We start from the raw sequence: 18,060 nt of genomic DNA, 5'->3' as shown, positions 1-18,060 counted from the left end.
CAATGAAGTTATGAAGGAGCAAAATGCTGAAAGACTTTCTGAATATGAGAAAGCCCAAATAGAGTTTGCAAAAGGTAAAGCGGAGTTTCTACAAGGATGTGGCGGTTGCCTGATGATCCCAATCATCATTATCATTCTACTTTGTATAGTAATTTTAATAGGTCTAATTGCTTCTCCTTTTATGGATTAATCAAAAAATTTAATTCTAACTTAAATAATATGGCATTATGAAAAAAATTATTACTTCTATTTTCATTTTGATGTTTTATCTTGGTTGTTCACCATCACAGAAGGATGTACTGTTTGCAAACGCTTCCGATGAACAAATCATAGAATGGGGTAAACAATACGTAGTCCATTCCATTGAGGATAGTTTAAAAGAAGGAGAAAGTTACAAAATAATGGAATGGATTTTGGCAGAAAAAAAGACAAGTATTCCCGTTGAGGTATGGCAAATGGATAATACATATAAAAAAGATTCAATATCAGAATGCGTCAAGCTATTAGATACACGAGGTATTTTCGATGAACTCGCATTTATAGGAAATGGTGATAGCGCATTTGTAGCCTTCGCTGTTGCATATACAATAGATGAAAAGAATGGGAATAGTTCATTCTTAGAAAAAGTTTTTACCCTCGATAAAAGTGGTAAAGTGTTGGATTGTAGCGATTACCTCAGCCCTTCTCAAAAGAGAAAACAAATAGAAGAAAATTTTAACAGAGCTTTGGAACAGATGGGGCCTATTCTGATTCAGACGGTAAAGGAAGGTGCAGCTATGGCTGGTAAAGATACAAGCAATGTAACAAGTATAACGATTAATGGAAAGACATATTCCGAATAATTTATAATATTACGTATTATGAAGACAAATGAACGTATTTTAAGAATCAACAGTGTTTTGCAAAATCATTTTATAAAACATCCTCAAAGCGGAATGGTTCTTGCAAAAGAGTTTATGCCTCTTTTCATAGAGAATGGCATTTTCAATAAAGATTATAGGGAAGGTTTGCCCATTCGAAAAGTTCTGAGAGCTTTGGATACTGAAAATTCATTGGACAAAATCCCCTATGTTCATGCCGAAAGGAAATCTAAAATAACCAATTGGTATTTTCGTCCTTTGCTTTTATCGCTTGTGATATTTATGGGTATGCTTTCGAGTTGTTCATTTAAGTCAAATACCGATTTCCCTGAAGTGACCCATGTAGCTTTCCAAAAAGAAAAACATGGGAAATGGGGCATGGTTGGAGTTAATGGAAACATCTTGTTTGAAAACAAATTTGATAAAAGACCGTCTTATGCAGTAAATGGAGTGTTTAGAATTCAGGATTATGATACAAATCAATATCTTTACTATTCCGCAACTCCAACTCCTAAATTGATAGGAACTCCAAAAGGTTATAAGCAAGGAGGCATATGTAGCGAAGGAATAATTCCTGTTGTTTCTGCAGATGAACGTATTCACTATCTAACAGAAACGGGAGAAACTGCTTTTTATTTGCTTCCGTATCAGGGGAAAGAATTCTTATGTGTATCTCCGTTCTTTACGGAGCAACGTGCTTGGTTTCGGTTAGAAAATCGTAAATGCGGATATATAGATCCACAAGGCAATGTTGTGATAGAACCTATTTATGATAACGCTTTCCCTTTCCATGAAGGAAAAGCTATTGTATATAACAAAGAAGCTGACAAATGGTTAGTTATCGACCCCAATGGAAAAGAGTTATTTGAAGCCAGTTCCAATGGGTACCAACAATATTCATACACCTTTTTTGAAAACGGATATTGTTTAATAGAAAACTTCTTACTCAATGAAAAAGGCGAAAAAGCACAGAGATTCCCTTCTAACATTTACAGTATTTCACCTTTCATTGACAATGTTGCCTTATTTCAAGACAGTAAAACTGGATTATGGGGACAACTTAACATAGAAGGAGAAAGTATCGGAGAACCTAAATATTCGCGAGCTTTAGGCATTATAGACGATTGGATATATGTTGCTGATACAATTGCCAATTTAAGAGATGAATGGGACAATCAATATATGAATGTATATGCAATAAACTCTAAAGGTGAAATTAAAAATAAAATAGAAAACGTTTCATGTTTTTATCCATTATCCCAATATGCTATAATGGCAGAAAATGAGAAATATTACTTTGCTGACAAAAAAGGGAATCCGATAGACAACAACTCTTATTACAAAATTTCAGTTCCCCCATTTACAGATGCTCCCAGTTATTCACCCTTTTGGTCTTCTTTAATAGCACCTCATTCCATGTCTGATTATGATGCTTGGGGAGTTGCTACCGATTATATAGATGAAAAGAAAACATTGGCATCAATATTCGATAAGCTAACATCCGACGGCATTGACAGCTTAAAAATTGGTCAAACTATTTCAAGAATTATGGATTTATATAATATAAAGCAAATGCCAACAAAAGGAATGGTTGACTTACATAATAGAGATTGGGGTATAAATCAAGTCTTTGCGACATATTCCGTTGGTATTCTTCATGAATGTAAGTGTGCAATTGTGATTAAAGTAAAGATTAATGTGAGTGCTTCTCCGATAGGTGATAATCCAAAGAAATTGTTTGATGCTATACCACAATATCTTACAGAAACTTTGGGATTAAAAAGGGAAGATGAAACCCTTTATCGATCTGAAGATGCTTGTTATGATATTGTTTATTATGAAGGAGAGGATTCATTCTTTTTAATGTCTAAAGCGATAACAGAGAAATAGTTAAGAAACATTCATATAAATCGAACACTTAAAAATATTCCCGTACAGAACATCAAATTCTGTACGGGAATACTTTTATACATAAAAAATAATTATCTAAGTATCGTGGACCTGGGGAGAATCGAACTCCCGTCCAAACGAGGAAACCATATGCTTTCTACATGCTTATCTTTGCCTAAAATTTTCGAACATAAGCAAGACCAAAGCCACCAACTTATGCCTTATCCTCTAAAATTTCGTAAGAGTTACGAGGAAAAACTCAAACTATTCCCGATTTTACTGTGCCACTTTATCAAACGCTTCGGAACAAGAGCTTTTGAGTGACATCTCGTTTCTACCACTTTGGCGGAAATAAAGCTAATCTACTATACTTCGATTAAGCAGCGAGAGCATAATTTTCGTTGCCAGATAAAATTTTGATAACTGATATTTAAGTGGAAATTACCGACCCACTGCATGCTTACATACCATTCCAACTCGCTGTCAATTCCAGTCAAGCCCTAATGATGTTTCAAAGATAGGAAATCGCCTTGATAAGAACAAACAAAATGATAAAAATTAAAATAGAATATCACAAATCATCACAATAGTTAATTTATTTAAGAAAGGCAGATAGCTTTTGATATAAAGAATGATAATCAGACTATCATTTTTTATTTCAGGGTGCATTTTGGGGTGCAAACAATATAAGCACCTAATTATCAATATCATTTGTGGAGCTGGAGGGAATCGAACCCTCGTCCAAACGAGGAAATCATAAGCTTTCTACATGCTTATCTTTGCCTAAATTTTCGTGCAGCGGCAGAACCAAAGCCATCAACCGTTGCCTTATCCTCTAAATTTTCACCCGCGCCACGAGGCTGACACGAACTATCCCCGATTTGACTGCACCACTTTATCGGAATGCTTCGGAGCAACAGCTTCCGAGTGATGTCACGTCCCAGCACCTGGTGCCGGGATTAAGCTTCAATCTACTATACTTCGATTAAGCAGCGAGAGCGTAACGAGTTTCGCCAGATAAAATTTTGAGGACTGAGATTAAAGTGCAAATCAACGACGCACTGCATGCTTACTTACCATTTCTGCCCGCTGTCAAATCCAGTCAACCCCATGACTTTGTAACGGTCTGAAATTTAAAAGATTGCGTAACTCATTGCTAAGTAGGGAGGGTGAAAAAGGGATAAATGCTACTTTATTTTTCATCCTCTACCGCTTTCTTTGGCCCAAAGATACATATTCTTTTATTAGCAATCACCATATATTTACAAATATTAGCTAATACTGACTTTTCGTGATAAAAACAATAATCTTCCATACATAGAATATGTGCACCCCATTGTCATCAATGTTCAAACAGCTACCAAAGCCAGTATCCGTTGACGGAATTACCCCCTGCAAGAGGGAATATCTATCTTCTGTAATGGATATTTGCACAAAAGAGATGGGAAGTTAACGGAAAAAGTCTCTGAAGTTAACTGAAAAACCGGAAAGAATTAAGGAAGCAATCTATCCCAAACTTTGGTTTTTCCATACCCAACCTTGGGATGTCTAAACCAAGGTTGGGTTTAGACATCCCAAGGTTGAAAAGAAAGTTCTTCCGTACAAGCAACAATTCCGCCAACAGATTCCTATTATATAAATACACCCTCGTTTAACAGATGTAGCCGTAATACTTGTATACACCGCGATTGCATCTACTTTTCAGGTTATTATAGTGTTCTCTCTTTCTTTTTAAAAGTGAATGATATGTTTCGTCTAATAATGATTTGAATTCCCCGGTAGCGTCTTGGAGGATATTTTTAGTAAGAGGAAGACCCTTCGGACAATAAAAGCCGATACTTCGGACTATTTTATCCCTTTATTTCACACATTAGCCGTATTTTTGTCAACAAAAGAAACAATAATAACCAAGAGATTTTTAGAACATATCATGAAGAACCTTATTGCCCTAACCCTGCTGCTTGGAGGAAACACACTGCTCTGCGCACAAAAGCCTGCCAAAACACCGGCAACCTACAAGCCGGTGAAAAGTGAAATGTACCGCAAAGGTTGGATAGACTTCAACAAAAACGGAGTGAAAGACGTGTACGAAGACCCCTCCGCCCCGCTCGAAGCACGCATCGAAAACCTGCTGCAACAGATGACGCTGGACGAAAAGACCTGCCAAATGGTCACCCTCTACGGCTACAAACGCGTACTGAAAGACGACCTCCCCACCCCCGAATGGAAAGAGCTGCTCTGGAAAGACGGCATCGGCGCCATCGACGAACACCTGAACGGCTTCCAGCAATGGGGGCTGCCTCCCTCGGACAATGCCTACGTCTGGCCCGCCTCGCGCCACGCCTGGGCACTGAACGAGGTGCAACGGTTCTTTGTGGAAGATACCCGTCTCGGCATCCCCGTAGACTTTACCAACGAAGGCATACGCGGCGTGGAAAGCTACCGCGCCACCAACTTCCCCACCCAACTGGGACTGGGACATACCTGGAACCGTGAACTGATTCGCCAAGTAGGACTCATCACCGGACGCGAAGCCCGCATGCTGGGCTACACCAACGTCTACGCCCCCATCCTCGACGTAGGACGCGACCAGCGCTGGGGACGCTACGAAGAAGTTTACGGCGAATCTCCCTACCTCGTAGCCGAACTGGGCATCGAAATGGTGCGCGGCTTGCAGCACAACCACCAAGTGGCCGCCACCGGCAAGCACTTTGCCGCTTACAGTAACAACAAAGGCGCCCGCGAAGGCATGGCACGCGTGGACCCGCAAATGTCGCCGCGCGAAGTGGAAAACATACACATCTACCCCTTCAAACGCGTCATCTGGGAAGCCGGCATGCTGGGCGTAATGAGTTCGTACAACGATTACGACGGCATCCCCGTGCAGGGCAGCTACTACTGGCTCACCACCCGCCTGCGTGGCGAAATGGGATTCCGTGGCTACGTCGTATCCGACAGTGACGCCGTAGAATACCTCTACACCAAGCACGGCACCGCCAAAGACATGAAAGAAGCCGTCCGCCAAAGCGTGGAAGCCGGGCTGAACGTACGCTGTACCTTCCGCTCGCCCGACTCCTTCGTCCTTCCCCTCCGCGAACTGGTGAAGGAAGGCGGACTGAGCGAAGAAGTCATTAACGACCGTGTGCGCGACATCCTCCGGGTAAAGTTCCTCATCGGTCTGTTCGATGCCCCCTACCAGACAGACCTTGCCGGTGCCGACCGTGAAGTGGAAAAAGAAGAGAACGAAGCCATCGCCTTGCAGGCATCCCGCGAGTCCATCGTTCTGCTGAAGAATGCCGGTGAGCTGTTGCCCTTAGACATCAACTCCACCAAGAAGATTGCCGTCTGTGGTCCCAATGCCAACGAAGAAGGCTACGCGCTGACCCATTACGGCCCCCTTGCCGTAGAGGTGACCACTGTACTGGAAGGCATTCAAGAAAAGACAAAAGGCAAGGCAGAGGTGCTCTACACCAAAGGCTGCGACCTAGTGGATGCCCACTGGCCCGAAAGTGAAATCATAGACGATCCTCTGACCGACGACGAGCAAGCCGAGATAGACAAAGCCGTAGAAAATGCCCGCCAAGCTGATGTTGCCGTCGTAGTATTGGGCGGCGGACAACGCACCTGCGGCGAAAACAAATCGCGCACCAGCCTCGACCTGCCCGGCCGGCAGTTGCAACTGCTTCAAGCCATACAAGCCACGGGCAAGCCCGTCGTACTGATACTCATCAACGGACGCCCGCTCTCCATCAACTGGGCAGACAAGTTCGTCCCCGCTATCCTCGAAGCCTGGTATCCCGGCTCCAAAGGCGGAACAGCCCTGGCCGACATCCTCTTCGGCGACTACAACCCCGGTGGAAAGCTGACGGTGACCTTCCCCAAGACCGTAGGGCAAATCCCCTTCAACTTCCCCTGCAAACCTTCTTCACAGATAGACGGCGGTAAGAATCCGGGACCTACGGGCAACATGTCACGCATCAACGGAGCACTCTACCCCTTCGGTTACGGCTTGAGCTACACCACCTTCGAGTACTCCGACCTCGACATCACCCCCCGAGTCATCACCCCGAACGAGTCTGCCACCGTCCGCCTGAAGGTGACCAACACCGGCAAACGTGCCGGAGATGAAGTAGTGCAGCTCTATATCCGCGACGTACTGAGCAGCATCACCACCTACGAAAAGAATCTTGCAGGCTTCCAGCGCATCCACCTCGAACCGGGCGAAGCCCAGGAGCTGTCCTTCACCATCGACCGCAAGCACCTGGAGCTTCTGGACGCCGACATGAAATGGGTGGTGGAACCCGGCGACTTCGTGCTCATGGCCGGCGCCTCTTCCGAAGACATCCGCCTGAACGGAACGCTGACCGTAGAAGACTACCAGACCCGTGCCAAAGCCATTGAAGCCCCAAAACCAGCAAAGCGTGTGAGTGCCAGCACCAACCCAGAGGATGCCGAAAACGTGCTCGACGAAAAAATCAATACCGCATGGCAAGGAAATAAGGGAGATTATATTACCTTTGCCTTAAAGAACGGAGCCAAGGTAGATAAAGTTGCCATTGCCTTTACACGTGACAACAACCTGCCGGCAACCTTCGAAATCCAGCTCTCGGGCGGTGGCGGACAGTTCCTCACCGTATATTCGGGCACCGTCAGCGAATACGGCAAACTGATTTCCTATCCGTTCAAAGGCACTACCGCCAGCGACCTCCGCATCGTGCTGAACGATGACCGCGTCAGTATTGCCGAAGTTAAATTTTAATGTGCTAATGTGCCAATATGCTAATGTACCAATGACCATGCAGCATATACAGCGCAGCCAATTAGCACATTAGCATATTGGCACATTAACACATTAAATTAATGAAAACACTTCTTTTCTGTATGCTCGGATTAGGTTTGACAGCATGTGGCTCTTCTCCAAAGGGCACTAACGGTGACCAGGACGAACTCGCCATGCTAATAGGTACTTACACGAATGGCTCAAGCAAGGGTATCTATACCTTCCGCTTTAATCAGGAGACGGGAACAGCCGTTCCGCTCAGTTCAGCGGCATTGCCCAATCCCTCCTACCTCGTCCCCTCGGAAGATGGCGAATTTGTCTATGCCGTCAGTGAAATGAACGACAGCACAGCAGCCCTCAGCTCCCTTGCCTTCGACCGGGAAACGGGAGAACTGCGCCTGCTGAACACCGTTCCCACCTTCGGCGCCGACCCCTGCTACGTGGCCACCAATGGCCGGGAAGTGTTGACTGCCAACTACAGCGGTGGAACCATGTCCGTCTTTCCTTTACAGAAAGACGGCACTTTGGCTCCTGCAGACACGCTCTTTCAAGGCTCTGCCACCGGTCCCGACGCCATACGGCAAGCCACTCCCCACATCCATTGCACGGTCTTTTCACCGGACGGAAAGTATATCTTCGCCACCGACTTCAGTGCCGACCGCATCCTGCGCTTTGTGATGCACCCCGACAACCCTATTCCTCATGCTTCTCTGGAAGCCGTTGGCATTGAGGCAGATTCCGGCCCGCGCCATCTGACATTCAGCCCTAACGGGAAGTTTGCCTATCTCATCACCGAACTGTCCGGTAAGGTCATTGCCTTCAGTTACGACGACGGCCGCCTGGAACAGATACAGACTATCACAGCCGACACCGTAGCCGCCCGTGGAAGTGCAGACATCCACCTCAGTCCGGATGGGAAATACCTCTACGCCAGCAACCGTCTGAAAGAAGACGGCATCGCCATCTTTGCCGTGAATCCCGAAAATGGGACCTTGGCAAAGGTAGGTTATCAGCCCACCGGCATCCATCCCCGCAACTTCAACATCACGCCCAACGGTAAATACTTGCTTGCCGCCTGCCGCGACAGCAATGTCATTCAGGTATACAAACGAAACGAAGTTACCGGACTCTTGGAAGATACTCATCAGGACATTGTAGTCGACATGCCGGTTTGCGTACAGTTCGTCAGCTCTGTTAATAATTTATAAAGCAATATTTAGCAAAGATAACTTCATTAACTTTGTCCCTTAGCTAAATCAGTCTAAACGAATGTACATTATGAAGAAGAATATATTGATGCTCTCAGCTCTGTTCTTGTCTATCACTGCCATGGCGCAAACAGACGTAACCACCGGTGTGATGCGTGGCAAAGACTACGGAGTGACTTATATGTTGCCCAAAACAGAAATAGAAATCGTATTGCAAGCCACCAAGCATACCTACACTCCCGGAGAATTTTGCAGATATGCCGACCGCTATCTGCGTCTCAACAACGTGTCTGCCGAACCCGAGGAGTTCTGGACACTGGATAAGATAGAAACCCGCATAGCCGGTGTACCGGATAAGGACAACGTCTATTTCGTGAAGATGAAAGACAAGACCGTAGCACCCCTTATGGAGCTTACCGAAGACGGAATTGTCCGCTCCATCAACATTCCGTTCAGCGGTAAGCCTGCTGCCAAGACGCCCGAAGCCAAAGCCACCGAAAGCAGCATTGACCCACGCAGTTTTCTGACGGAAGAAATACTGATGTCCAACTCCAGTGCCAAGATGGCCGAGCTGGTGGCCAAGGAAATATACAGCATCCGCGAAAGCAAGAATGCCCTCCTGCGCGGCGAAGCAGACAATATGCCCAAGGACGGCGCCCAACTCAAGCTGATGCTTGACAATCTGAACCAGCAGGAAACGGCTATGACGGAAATGTTCTCGGGCAAAATAAAGAAAGAACCCAAGACATTCACCATCCGGCTGACGCCTAAAGAGATGAAAGATGAGGTGGCTTTCCGTTTTTCCCGAAAGCTGGGAGTGGTGGCCAATAATGACCTTGCCGGTGAACCGTATTATATCAGCGTCACCGACCTCAAAAGTCCCGATGTATCTGCCACCGAGGAAGGCAAAAAGAAAGTGGACGGTGTAGCCTATAACCTTCCGGGCAAGGCACAAGTGACATTGATGTATAACAATAAGAAATTGTTTGACGACCAACTTCCCATTACCCAATTCGGCACCGTAGAATACCTCGCACCGGTACTGTTCAACAAGAATTCTACCATCAAAGTGCTGTTTGATACGGCAACGGGAGGATTGATAAAAGTGGATAGGGAATAAAGGAATTCTAATTCCGGATTGTCAACTGGATAAATCCATCCTTACGCAACTGCATTACGTAGGCGGTGACCCGGGGAATATAATTCTCTTCCTCCCCAAAGTGCCTGGCAAGTAGAGAGATGATTTCGCGCACGGTACGATGTCCATCTATCAGATTCCAGACAGCTGTACCGTGTTCTTCCAGCCTCACATGGATGTCAGGAGACATCCCCTTCGGCAATAAAAAACGACGCATCCATTCGTATTTAAACCGTGGGTAGGCGAGTACGGCGCACTCACCTTCCCATTCGGTTGTTATATGTCCACAGCGGACCGGAACAGCGTCCAACAGACTTACTTTTCCTTCGGGTATTTCCATCATACGGTATCCGCTTTTCCTATTATTTCTGAATATTAGGCTCTTCCAGCTTATAACCATACTTCTTGTCTGCCTTCTTCAGCAGTAGAGCCACTATAAGGGACAAGCAGGCAATACCGGTAAAAATGCACATAGGCACCGTATAGTCATACATATTCGTTCCATCTGGTTTCTTGCCGGATATACAATAGGCATCAAGCACCCACCCTATCAATGTAGGAATACCCCAAAGACCGATATTCTGGATAAAGAAAATCAATGCGTATGCCGTACCCAACTGGCTTACCGGGAATATCTTGGCCACAGCCGGCCACATGGCAGAAGGTACCAGCGAGAAAGCGATACCCAAAATTATCATCAGCACAATAGCTACCAGCCAATAGTTTATATCGGGAATAGCATAAATGAAATGCACACATATCAGCATGGCCGAGCCCAGCAGCATGATAGATGCGGACTTGCCCCGCTTGTCAATGAAACCACCAAAGACCGGAGTCAGAATCAGCGCTCCCAATGCCGGAAGTCCGGCAAATGTACCGGCCACATTCTCATTGATACCGTATTTGATAATCATCAACTCGGAAGCAAACTTCTGGAATGGGAATACACAAGAGTAGAACAATACACACAGCAATGCTATCAGCCAGAAACCGGGATTGACCAGAATATTCTTCACATCCTTAAAAGAGAACTTCTCTTCCTCATCTTCCGTACCGGCAGCAATGGCAGCAGCTTCCATCTGTTTGTCCAGCTTCTTGTCCATCACTGCAAAGATGAAGAAAGCAATCATACCGCCCAACAACAGAACCAAACCCAACAACACCGGTGTGGAAATACCGAAAGCACGGGCCAAAGGAATGGCTACGGCATAACCGGCTTGCGAACCGATACGTGCTAAAGCGACTTGTACCCCCATAGCCGTGGCAAGCTCTTTCCCCTTAAACCACTTGGCTATGATTTTGGAAACTGTAATACCGGCGACCTCCGCTCCTACTCCAAAAATGGAATAACCGGCAAAAGCAACAAACACACCCGTTTTATAGCCAAATATTTCATTGATTCCGAATAAAGTCGCGTCGGCACCGGCAAGTCCCGTCATTGCATAGTATTCAAGTGCTGTACCACCTACCATCAGGATAGTTGCCAGCTTTCCGGTGAAACGGATACCAAAGCGGTCGAGGATTAATCCTCCCCAAATCAACATCAGGAAAAAAACATTCAGAAAACTATAACCACCGGTAAAGAATCCGAAATCGGTACTCGACCAAGCCAAGTCCGTTTCCAACATTGTCTTCAACGGTGCTACCACGTCGTTTACATAATAAGCTGCCATCATCGTAAAGGCAACAATCACCAATGCCCCCCAACGGGTAGCCTTGGAATCATTCAATTTAAGTTTGAGTTGTTCTGTCATTGTACTATTTGGATTTCAATTTATTAATCAGATTGCATAAATTGCTGACAAAGGTAAATAAATACTTCATCAAAACGAAAAAAGGCTGACACCTTTTCAGTATCAACCTTTCTCTTATTTTTCCAAGCGGGAGTCATCCGCAATATCCTTATCTTATTCTGCTGCAGGGGCTTCTGCTGCAGGAGCAGGAGCTTCAGCCGGAGTTGTAGCTGCAGGGGCCTCCGATTGCGGAGCTTCTGTACCTACGGGCATGTTATAAGGATTAGTTTTTTCTTCTTGTTGCGCCTGTTCCAGAATCACATCACCGCCCTTGCCTGTGGAAGAAGGAATAGTGTAAGCAGAAACAATACTGAAGACTACCATGACAGCTGCCAGAGTCCAGGTTGCTTTTTCCAAAAAGTCCGTAGTCTTGCGCACACCCATAATTTGGTTGGATGATGAAAAGCCTGATGCCAGACCACCTCCTTTAGAATTTTGAATCAATACAATGAAGCACATCAGCACAGATGCAATCAGCATTAAGATAACTAATAATAAATACATTTTGTTATTTTGATTTAGCGTTAATAATCAATTTCTCCAAAAATCTGATTTGGTCTGCAAAGTAAGCATTTTTTTTTGGATAATTCAAACTTAATTTTTTAATAATTTCAAGCGCCTTGTCATATCGGTGCTGTTTTATATAGATTTTGGCTAAAGTTTCCGTAAAACAGCTATCGTCCAACTCTTCCGTTACCGGCGATACTGAGGGTTCTTCCTCTTCTTCAGTCTCTTCCTCCTTCTCTACAAGAAACTCCCTTCTCGTATCCGAGGCATCCGAAGACTCACTCTTTTGGATAAAGTCATCTATCAATTCATGCCCGCGCAGTTTAGGCACTTCCGACTCATCTTCTGCATCCACACCGGGTTCTTCCTGCATTAAATAGGCCGTATAATCCACCGCATAATCCAGCTCCGTATGCTGTGAATGCTCTTCGGGAACAGTAGCCAGAAATGCGTCAATCAAGGAAAGGGTACGGTCCACACTCGGCTCTTTCTCCAAATCGCCGGAAAACAGCGACGAGACCTTCCGGGATTTCAAAGTATAGCGGTCACCCTCTATAAAGTAAAACAGCACACGACGGTCTGCCACATACAACACAGCCTTGCGCAACTCCGCGCCAAAGTTGATGTCGTGCAGCAGATAGAGGTTTTTCAGATAGAGCAAACGGAGCGACTGGAAATAAGGATAGCGTGCCACCAATGTGCGAAGCTCGTACAAAGTATCCCTATTCAGCGTCTCGGGATGCTGAATCCATTGTTGCAAATGGGTAGGCGTCATGAGTTTACCAGTTAGCTACAGTTGCATTGAAAATCTGTTCGGCAATGTCTTTCACCATCAAGGTTATCAGCTGGTCCTGCACTTCGGTCAGCAATTTTGAGGAATCATAGGTCTGGAAAGCCGAGAACTGCTGTTCAAAGTCCTCCTCATGGTTCGTGTTATTGGTGTAACGCACGTTGACAGTCAGCGTCACCTTCACCTTCGAAGAGTAGCCGCTGGCATCCACCGATTCATTATATTGATTGTAGCCGGTTATTTCTCCGTCTATTTCCAGGTCTCCTCCGGAATTCACCAGTTGCAGGCGAGTCTGCTGAATGAACATATCCTTCATTTTCTGGTTAAATTCTGTTGCCAGCGGTGCATATACATACTCTGCCCGGTTCTGGAAATCGGCAATGGAAATCGTTTTTACCTTTGTATAGTCGATAGAGCTTATCGGAGCAAGTCCCAACTTCATACTACATGAATTCACCAGAAATAACAAGCTTACCAACAAGGAAGCAAATGCCGCTTTTTTAATCCAATCCATATTCTTTTATCTTTCTGTATAACGTACGCTCAGAGATATTCAAATCCTGAGCCGCACTCTTACGCTTGCCGTGATGTTTTTCAAGCGCCTTACGTATCATTTCTTTCTCCACTTCATCCAGGGAGAGTGACTCCTCCACATATTCTTCCGTATCCTGGAAATCATCGTCCACCGGAGTAACCGGCTTTACCGAAGGATGTATAATGGTGGGGACACTGGATGTTACCGGAGGTACCACCGCCGGAGTAGCCGGCGTATAGTAGGCCGATGTGGCAACCGCCGGATTGGCTACCGTTCCCCTTTCAGCCATAATCTCATGCACCAACTTTTTCAAGTCCGTTACATCCTGGCGCATATCAAACAGAACCTGGTAGAGAATTTCCCGTTCACTCCCAAAGCTCTTGTCCTCCTTCACTCCAAACAAGGCAGGCAGGCGCTGCATATTGTTCTGCTCAGGCAGATAGCCCTTCAGTATGGATGCATTGATTTCACGATTGGTCTCAATGATGGATATCTGCTCGGTGATATTCTTCAACTGGCGCACATTACCCGGCCATGAGTAGCCCAGCAACACTTGCTTGCCGTCTTCCGTCAGCTGAATGGCAGGCATACGGTACTTTTCTGCAAAGTCCGAAGCAAACTTTCGGAACAGCAGCACCACGTCTTCACCGCGTTCGCGCAATGGAGGGACCTGAATAGGAACTGTGTTCAAACGGTAATACAAGTCTTCACGAAAACGTCCGTCAGCAATGGCTTGCGTCAAGTTTACATTGGTAGCGGCAACAATACGCACATCGGTCTTTTCCACCTTAGAAGAACCTACTTTGATGAATTCACCGCTCTCGAGCACACGCAACAAGCGTGCCTGGGTAGGCAAAGGCAATTCGCCGACTTCATCAAGGAAGATTGTTCCGCCGTTGGCCTCACCGAAATACCCCTTCCGTTCGCCGATAGCCCCGGTAAATGCGCCCTTCTCATGACCGAACAGTTCTGAGTCAATCGTCCCTTCGGGAATGGCTCCACAGTTCACGGCAATGTACTGTCCATGCTTGCGCCGGCTGTACTGGTGTATTATCTGCGGAAAGCTCTCCTTTCCCACACCACTCTCTCCGGTAATCAGTACAGACAAGTCGGTGGGCGCTACCTGGATAGCGATATCAATGGCACGCATCAGCGCTTCATTGTTGCCGATAATGCCGAAACGTAATTTTACTTGTTGTATTTCCGCTTTTGTCATTCTACAAATCTTCTTCTACACTATCGAGTTTCAGTTTGTCGCTATCGTCACGTTTCTCGTAATATTGCTTGCGCAGCGGATTTGCATGTGCCTCTTTCTCACGCTGGCGGTTACGGAACACATCTATTGCCACATAGATAGCCTGCCGGAATGAATCTTCAGAGGCGATTCCTTTCCCGGCAATATCGTAGGCCGTGCCATGAGCAGGCGAAGTGCGTATCACCGGCAAGCCGGCAGTATAGTTCACGCCCTCGTCCATAGCCAATGCCTTGAACGGTGCCAGCCCCTGGTCGTGATACATGGCCAGGATACCATCAAAATGGGTAAAGTTATCTGAGCCCATAAACCCGTCTGCCGGATAAGGACCATAGCAAAGCATACCCTTAGCAGCCATTTCGTTGATGGCCGGAATGATAATCTCCTGCTCTTCAGTTCCCAGCAATCCGCCGTCTCCTGCATGCGGATTCAGCGAAAGCACTGCAATACGCGGTGCGCTGATAGCAAAATCCTGCTTCAAGGAGCGGTTGAATATCTTCAGTTTTTCTTGTATCAGTTCTTTGGTGATGCTTCCGGCTATCTCTTTAACGGGAATATGTCCGGTCACCAATGCTACCCGGAAGTCATCTTTCATCAGAATCATAAGGGCCTTCTCGCCATCTCCCAATTTTTGCTCTATATACTCCGTATGTCCGGGGAAGGCAAACTCCTCCGACTGGATGGTATGCTTGTTGATGGGAGCTGTGACAATCACGTCTATCATTCCCTCCTTATATTCCTCAATGGCTTTTTCCAGTGCACCAAGTGCAGCTTTACCAGCTTCAACGTCAGGTTTAGAGAACTCAACCTTTACTTCATCATCCGTACAGTTCACTACACTCAAGCGATTGGGAACCGCTTCGGAGGCGGAGTTGACGATACTGAAGTTGGTAGGCAAGTCCAATGATTTACGATGATAAGCTGCCACTTTAGGCGAACCGTAGATAATCGGCGTGCACAATTCCAGCATCACCGGGTCTGCAAACGTCTTTAAAATCACTTCATACCCTACACCATTAATGTCGCCTTGTGTAATGCCGACTCTTATTTTGTTGTCTTCCATTTTTATTACTTATTATTAGTAGTATCTTTTGAGGTTACGCCTACCGGAATTTCCGTACCTTCCTGCTTGCTGCCGGGCAGTTTCAAGGTATAGAGCGAAGCCTCCATCTGACGTACCAGATTACGTTTCATTTTATCAGGTGAATAAATAAATATTTCAGATACGATAATACGCTGATTGGCCTTGTCCAAACGTACATGCGATACGAACGGACCGCCCATGAAGTCACCCTTTATGCGCCACAAGCCGCGGGCCTCCAGTGCATAGTCTCCCTGCACACTGATGGGGCGTACATCGGTCATCAGAGAATCCGTCGACATATACATGCCTTCACGGGCACCAGGGATATTAACCTTCATCACGGAATCGCGTTTATGAACAAAATATTCTTTAGTAAACGTATCCTTATCCGTATAAGGATAAGAGTAGATTACAAAGTTCTGGTCGCCGGTAGCTGCATTCGTACCTGCCCAGAAGAAGTTCTCACCCTCCTTGGTAGATGTCAGTTCGCCCGGCACCCATACATCGCAATCGAACTGGCTTTTCACCTTCGTTGCTATATAGTCGCTATGCTTGTCCTTCAATACTGAAATCTGACGATTCATTTCCGCATGGGTAAAGAAATCGATGATTACCTGCCTATTCTCCTCCACAAATTTCTCGAACGAAGCCTCGTCCGGTGCCTGAATAGTGAGAATAGACTGAGGAGCAGCATATACATTCCTTGCATACTTGAATTTAGGCTGGGTATAGAGGTCCTTGTTCACATCGACAATAATGATATTGCGAATCAGTTTTAAAGTGGCATCATAATTGGAAGGGGCAGTATACATGATTCGGAATGAACGTTCTGACTGGGGAAGCCCCGGAACATCAGAATCAAGCACATCGAAAAGCGCCCTACCGGCAGGACGTTCCCACAAGCCGGGCTCCACCACTACCAGAACTTCATACGCACGACCACTGGAGGTCGGAGTAAACACACCCTTTTTACCACCACCGCAAGCGGAAAAAAGTGTCAGTACGAGAACCATACTTAAATAAAACAAGTGCTTTCTCATATCTCTATCATTTTAGTTTTCACAAAGCTACGAAGAATGCGTAATATCCTCCCTACCTAAGTTAATAATTTATATTAATTCTTCTTTATTCTCCTCCTGCTTGGCAGTGGACAACATGCCACAAGCGGCAAATATATCCTCTCCACGCGATGACCGTATAGTGGTAAACAGACCGTGCGAAGTCAGATAATCACGGAACGCAGTCATGGTTTCCATATCAGCCCCTTCAAGATTCACTCCAGGTATGGCATGAAAACGAATCAGGTTAATCCGGCAGTCCAGCCCGCGTAGCAGCTTCAGAAGTTCCTTTGCATACGGTAACGAGTCATTCACTCCTTTGAAAACAATATATTCAAAAGATAGTCTGCGCTGTTTGCTAAAATCATAGTTTCTTAACAATTCCACAATCTCCGTGATGGAGAACGCCTTCTCTGCCGGCATCAGTTCGCGGCGTTGCAAAGGTATCGGCGAATGAAGGCTGATAGCCAGATGGCAGTCCGATTCCTCAATAAAACGCTGCAAGCCCTTCTTCAATCCCACAGAAGAAAGTGTAACACGCTTGGGACTCCACGCATACCCATAAGAGGCGGTCATTATTTCCAGCGCTTTCAATACCTCGTCCAGATTATCAAGTGGTTCACCCATGCCCATCATTACCACATTGGTAAGCTTGTCCCTTTCGGGCAACGAATTGATTTGATTAATAATCTGGTTGGATGTCAGATTGGCAGTAAAACCTTGTTTGCCGGTCATACAGAACTTGCAATTCATCTTACAGCCCACCTGAGAGGAGACACAAAGCGTAGCCCGGTCTTCGTCGGGTATATAGACAGCTTCCACGAAATGCCCCTCGCCTGCCCGGTACAAGTATTTCACCGTACCGTCTACAGAGCGCATGGCATCTACCGGCGCTTCGGCACCTACCTCATAGATTTCTTTCAGCAATTCCCGATGCTTCAACGAAAGATTGCTCATTTCGTCTATAGAAGTCACCTTCTTGTCATACAGCCAGGAAGCTATCTGCTTGGCAGAGAAACCAGGCATTCCCAGATTCTTCACCACATTCTGCAATTCAGAGAGCGTCAAGCCCAATAGAGGTCGTTTCTGCATATCGTTTTTCATTAAAACAAAACTCTTTCAAGAATGCAAAGGTAGGAATAAAGTTGCACAAAGACAACGGAGA

15 protein-coding genes and 2 other RNA genes are annotated in these 18,060 nt (G+C 45.8%); 6 read left to right on the top strand and 11 right to left on the bottom strand.

Features of this window, described 5'->3' with window-relative positions:
* Positions 1 to 10: 10 nt before the first annotated feature.
* From DW947_RS06240 to DW947_RS06230, 3 genes are read left to right on the top strand one after another with little or no spacing between them, the layout of a single operon-like run.
* On the top strand, positions 11 to 190 hold the full coding sequence (locus DW947_RS06240) for a hypothetical protein (protein WP_005680237.1): 180 nt from the start codon (positions 11 to 13) through the stop codon (positions 188 to 190).
* Between the two features lie 37 nt (positions 191 to 227).
* The gene (locus DW947_RS06235) at positions 228 to 842 is read left to right on the top strand and encodes a hypothetical protein (protein ID WP_117588463.1); all 615 of its coding nucleotides are present in this window, start codon (positions 228 to 230) and stop codon (positions 840 to 842) included.
* A gap of 18 nt (positions 843 to 860) precedes the next feature.
* Positions 861 to 2,750 carry a WG repeat-containing protein gene (locus tag DW947_RS06230; RefSeq protein WP_005680235.1) on the top strand — a complete coding sequence of 630 codons (1,890 nt, stop codon included), beginning with the start codon at positions 861 to 863 and terminating at the stop codon, positions 2,748 to 2,750.
* A 103-nt stretch (positions 2,751 to 2,853) separates the two neighbouring features.
* Here the strand turns inward: DW947_RS06230 and ssrA (DW947_RS06225) are convergent.
* Together ssrA (DW947_RS06225) and ssrA (DW947_RS06220) are read right to left on the bottom strand one after the other, a co-directional pair.
* Positions 2,854 to 3,251: a transfer-messenger RNA gene (gene ssrA / locus DW947_RS06225) on the bottom strand.
* A 210-nt stretch (positions 3,252 to 3,461) separates the two neighbouring features.
* Positions 3,462 to 3,860: a transfer-messenger RNA gene (gene ssrA / locus DW947_RS06220) on the bottom strand.
* An 820-nt stretch (positions 3,861 to 4,680) separates the two neighbouring features.
* On the opposite strand from ssrA (DW947_RS06220), the gene DW947_RS06215 reads away from it, so the two are divergent.
* The 3 genes from DW947_RS06215 to DW947_RS06205 all read left to right on the top strand — a co-directional run bounded on the left by DW947_RS06215 (position 4,681) and on the right by DW947_RS06205 (position 9,858).
* On the top strand, positions 4,681 to 7,509 hold the full coding sequence (locus DW947_RS06215; protein WP_117962728.1) for a beta-glucosidase: 2,829 nt from the start codon (positions 4,681 to 4,683) through the stop codon (positions 7,507 to 7,509).
* A gap of 101 nt (positions 7,510 to 7,610) precedes the next feature.
* A complete protein-coding gene (locus DW947_RS06210; RefSeq protein ID WP_117704017.1) occupies positions 7,611 to 8,738 on the top strand; it encodes a lactonase family protein in 1,128 nt (375 codons plus the stop codon).
* A gap of 70 nt (positions 8,739 to 8,808) precedes the next feature.
* Entirely contained in the window at positions 8,809 to 9,858 is a 1,050-nt protein-coding gene (locus tag DW947_RS06205) for a DUF4831 family protein (protein ID WP_016272886.1), read from the top strand.
* A 7-nt stretch (positions 9,859 to 9,865) separates the two neighbouring features.
* Here DW947_RS06205 and DW947_RS06200 read toward each other — a convergent pair whose 3' ends face one another.
* From DW947_RS06200 to rlmN, 9 genes are all read right to left on the bottom strand, one after another.
* Entirely contained in the window at positions 9,866 to 10,219 is a 354-nt protein-coding gene (locus DW947_RS06200; protein ID WP_005831929.1) for a PqqD family protein, read from the bottom strand.
* 19 nt (positions 10,220 to 10,238) lie between these two features.
* Positions 10,239 to 11,630: an MFS transporter gene (locus DW947_RS06195; RefSeq protein WP_005832845.1), complete on the bottom strand. Its 1,392-nt coding sequence runs from the start codon at positions 11,628 to 11,630 to the stop codon at positions 10,239 to 10,241.
* A 153-nt stretch (positions 11,631 to 11,783) separates the two neighbouring features.
* The gene (gene secG, locus DW947_RS06190) at positions 11,784 to 12,173 is read right to left on the bottom strand and encodes a preprotein translocase subunit SecG (protein ID WP_009038088.1); all 390 of its coding nucleotides are present in this window, start codon (positions 12,171 to 12,173) and stop codon (positions 11,784 to 11,786) included.
* Between the two features lie 4 nt (positions 12,174 to 12,177).
* Positions 12,178 to 12,951 carry a hypothetical protein gene (locus tag DW947_RS06185; RefSeq protein ID WP_005831938.1) on the bottom strand — a complete coding sequence of 258 codons (774 nt, stop codon included), beginning with the start codon at positions 12,949 to 12,951 and terminating at the stop codon, positions 12,178 to 12,180.
* A 4-nt stretch (positions 12,952 to 12,955) separates the two neighbouring features.
* Positions 12,956 to 13,480, bottom strand: a complete 525-nt coding sequence (locus tag DW947_RS06180; protein WP_005831940.1) for an LptE family protein — start codon at positions 13,478 to 13,480, stop codon at positions 12,956 to 12,958.
* Positions 13,467 to 14,717 (bottom strand): sigma-54 interaction domain-containing protein, encoded by a 1,251-nt coding sequence (locus DW947_RS06175; RefSeq protein WP_005831941.1) that lies wholly within the window; start codon positions 14,715 to 14,717, stop codon positions 13,467 to 13,469. The genes DW947_RS06180 and DW947_RS06175 overlap by 14 nt, the downstream gene beginning before the upstream one ends.
* Before the next feature lies 1 nt (position 14,718).
* Positions 14,719 to 15,816: a 4-hydroxythreonine-4-phosphate dehydrogenase PdxA gene (pdxA, locus tag DW947_RS06170; RefSeq protein WP_005831943.1), complete on the bottom strand. Its 1,098-nt coding sequence runs from the start codon at positions 15,814 to 15,816 to the stop codon at positions 14,719 to 14,721.
* Positions 15,817 to 15,821: 5 nt separating this feature from the next.
* Positions 15,822 to 16,877 (bottom strand): DUF4837 family protein, encoded by a 1,056-nt coding sequence (locus tag DW947_RS06165; protein ID WP_016272888.1) that lies wholly within the window; start codon positions 16,875 to 16,877, stop codon positions 15,822 to 15,824.
* Positions 16,878 to 16,946: 69 nt separating this feature from the next.
* Positions 16,947 to 17,987, bottom strand: a complete 1,041-nt coding sequence (rlmN, locus tag DW947_RS06160) for a 23S rRNA (adenine(2503)-C(2))-methyltransferase RlmN (RefSeq protein ID WP_022401941.1) — start codon at positions 17,985 to 17,987, stop codon at positions 16,947 to 16,949.
* Positions 17,988 to 18,060: the final 73 nt, after the last annotated feature.

The organism is Bacteroides sp. AM44-19, from assembly GCF_003603395.1.
Classification (GTDB): domain Bacteria; phylum Bacteroidota; class Bacteroidia; order Bacteroidales; family Bacteroidaceae; genus Bacteroides; species Bacteroides uniformis.
This window is presented reverse-complemented; position numbering and strand designations above follow the sequence as displayed.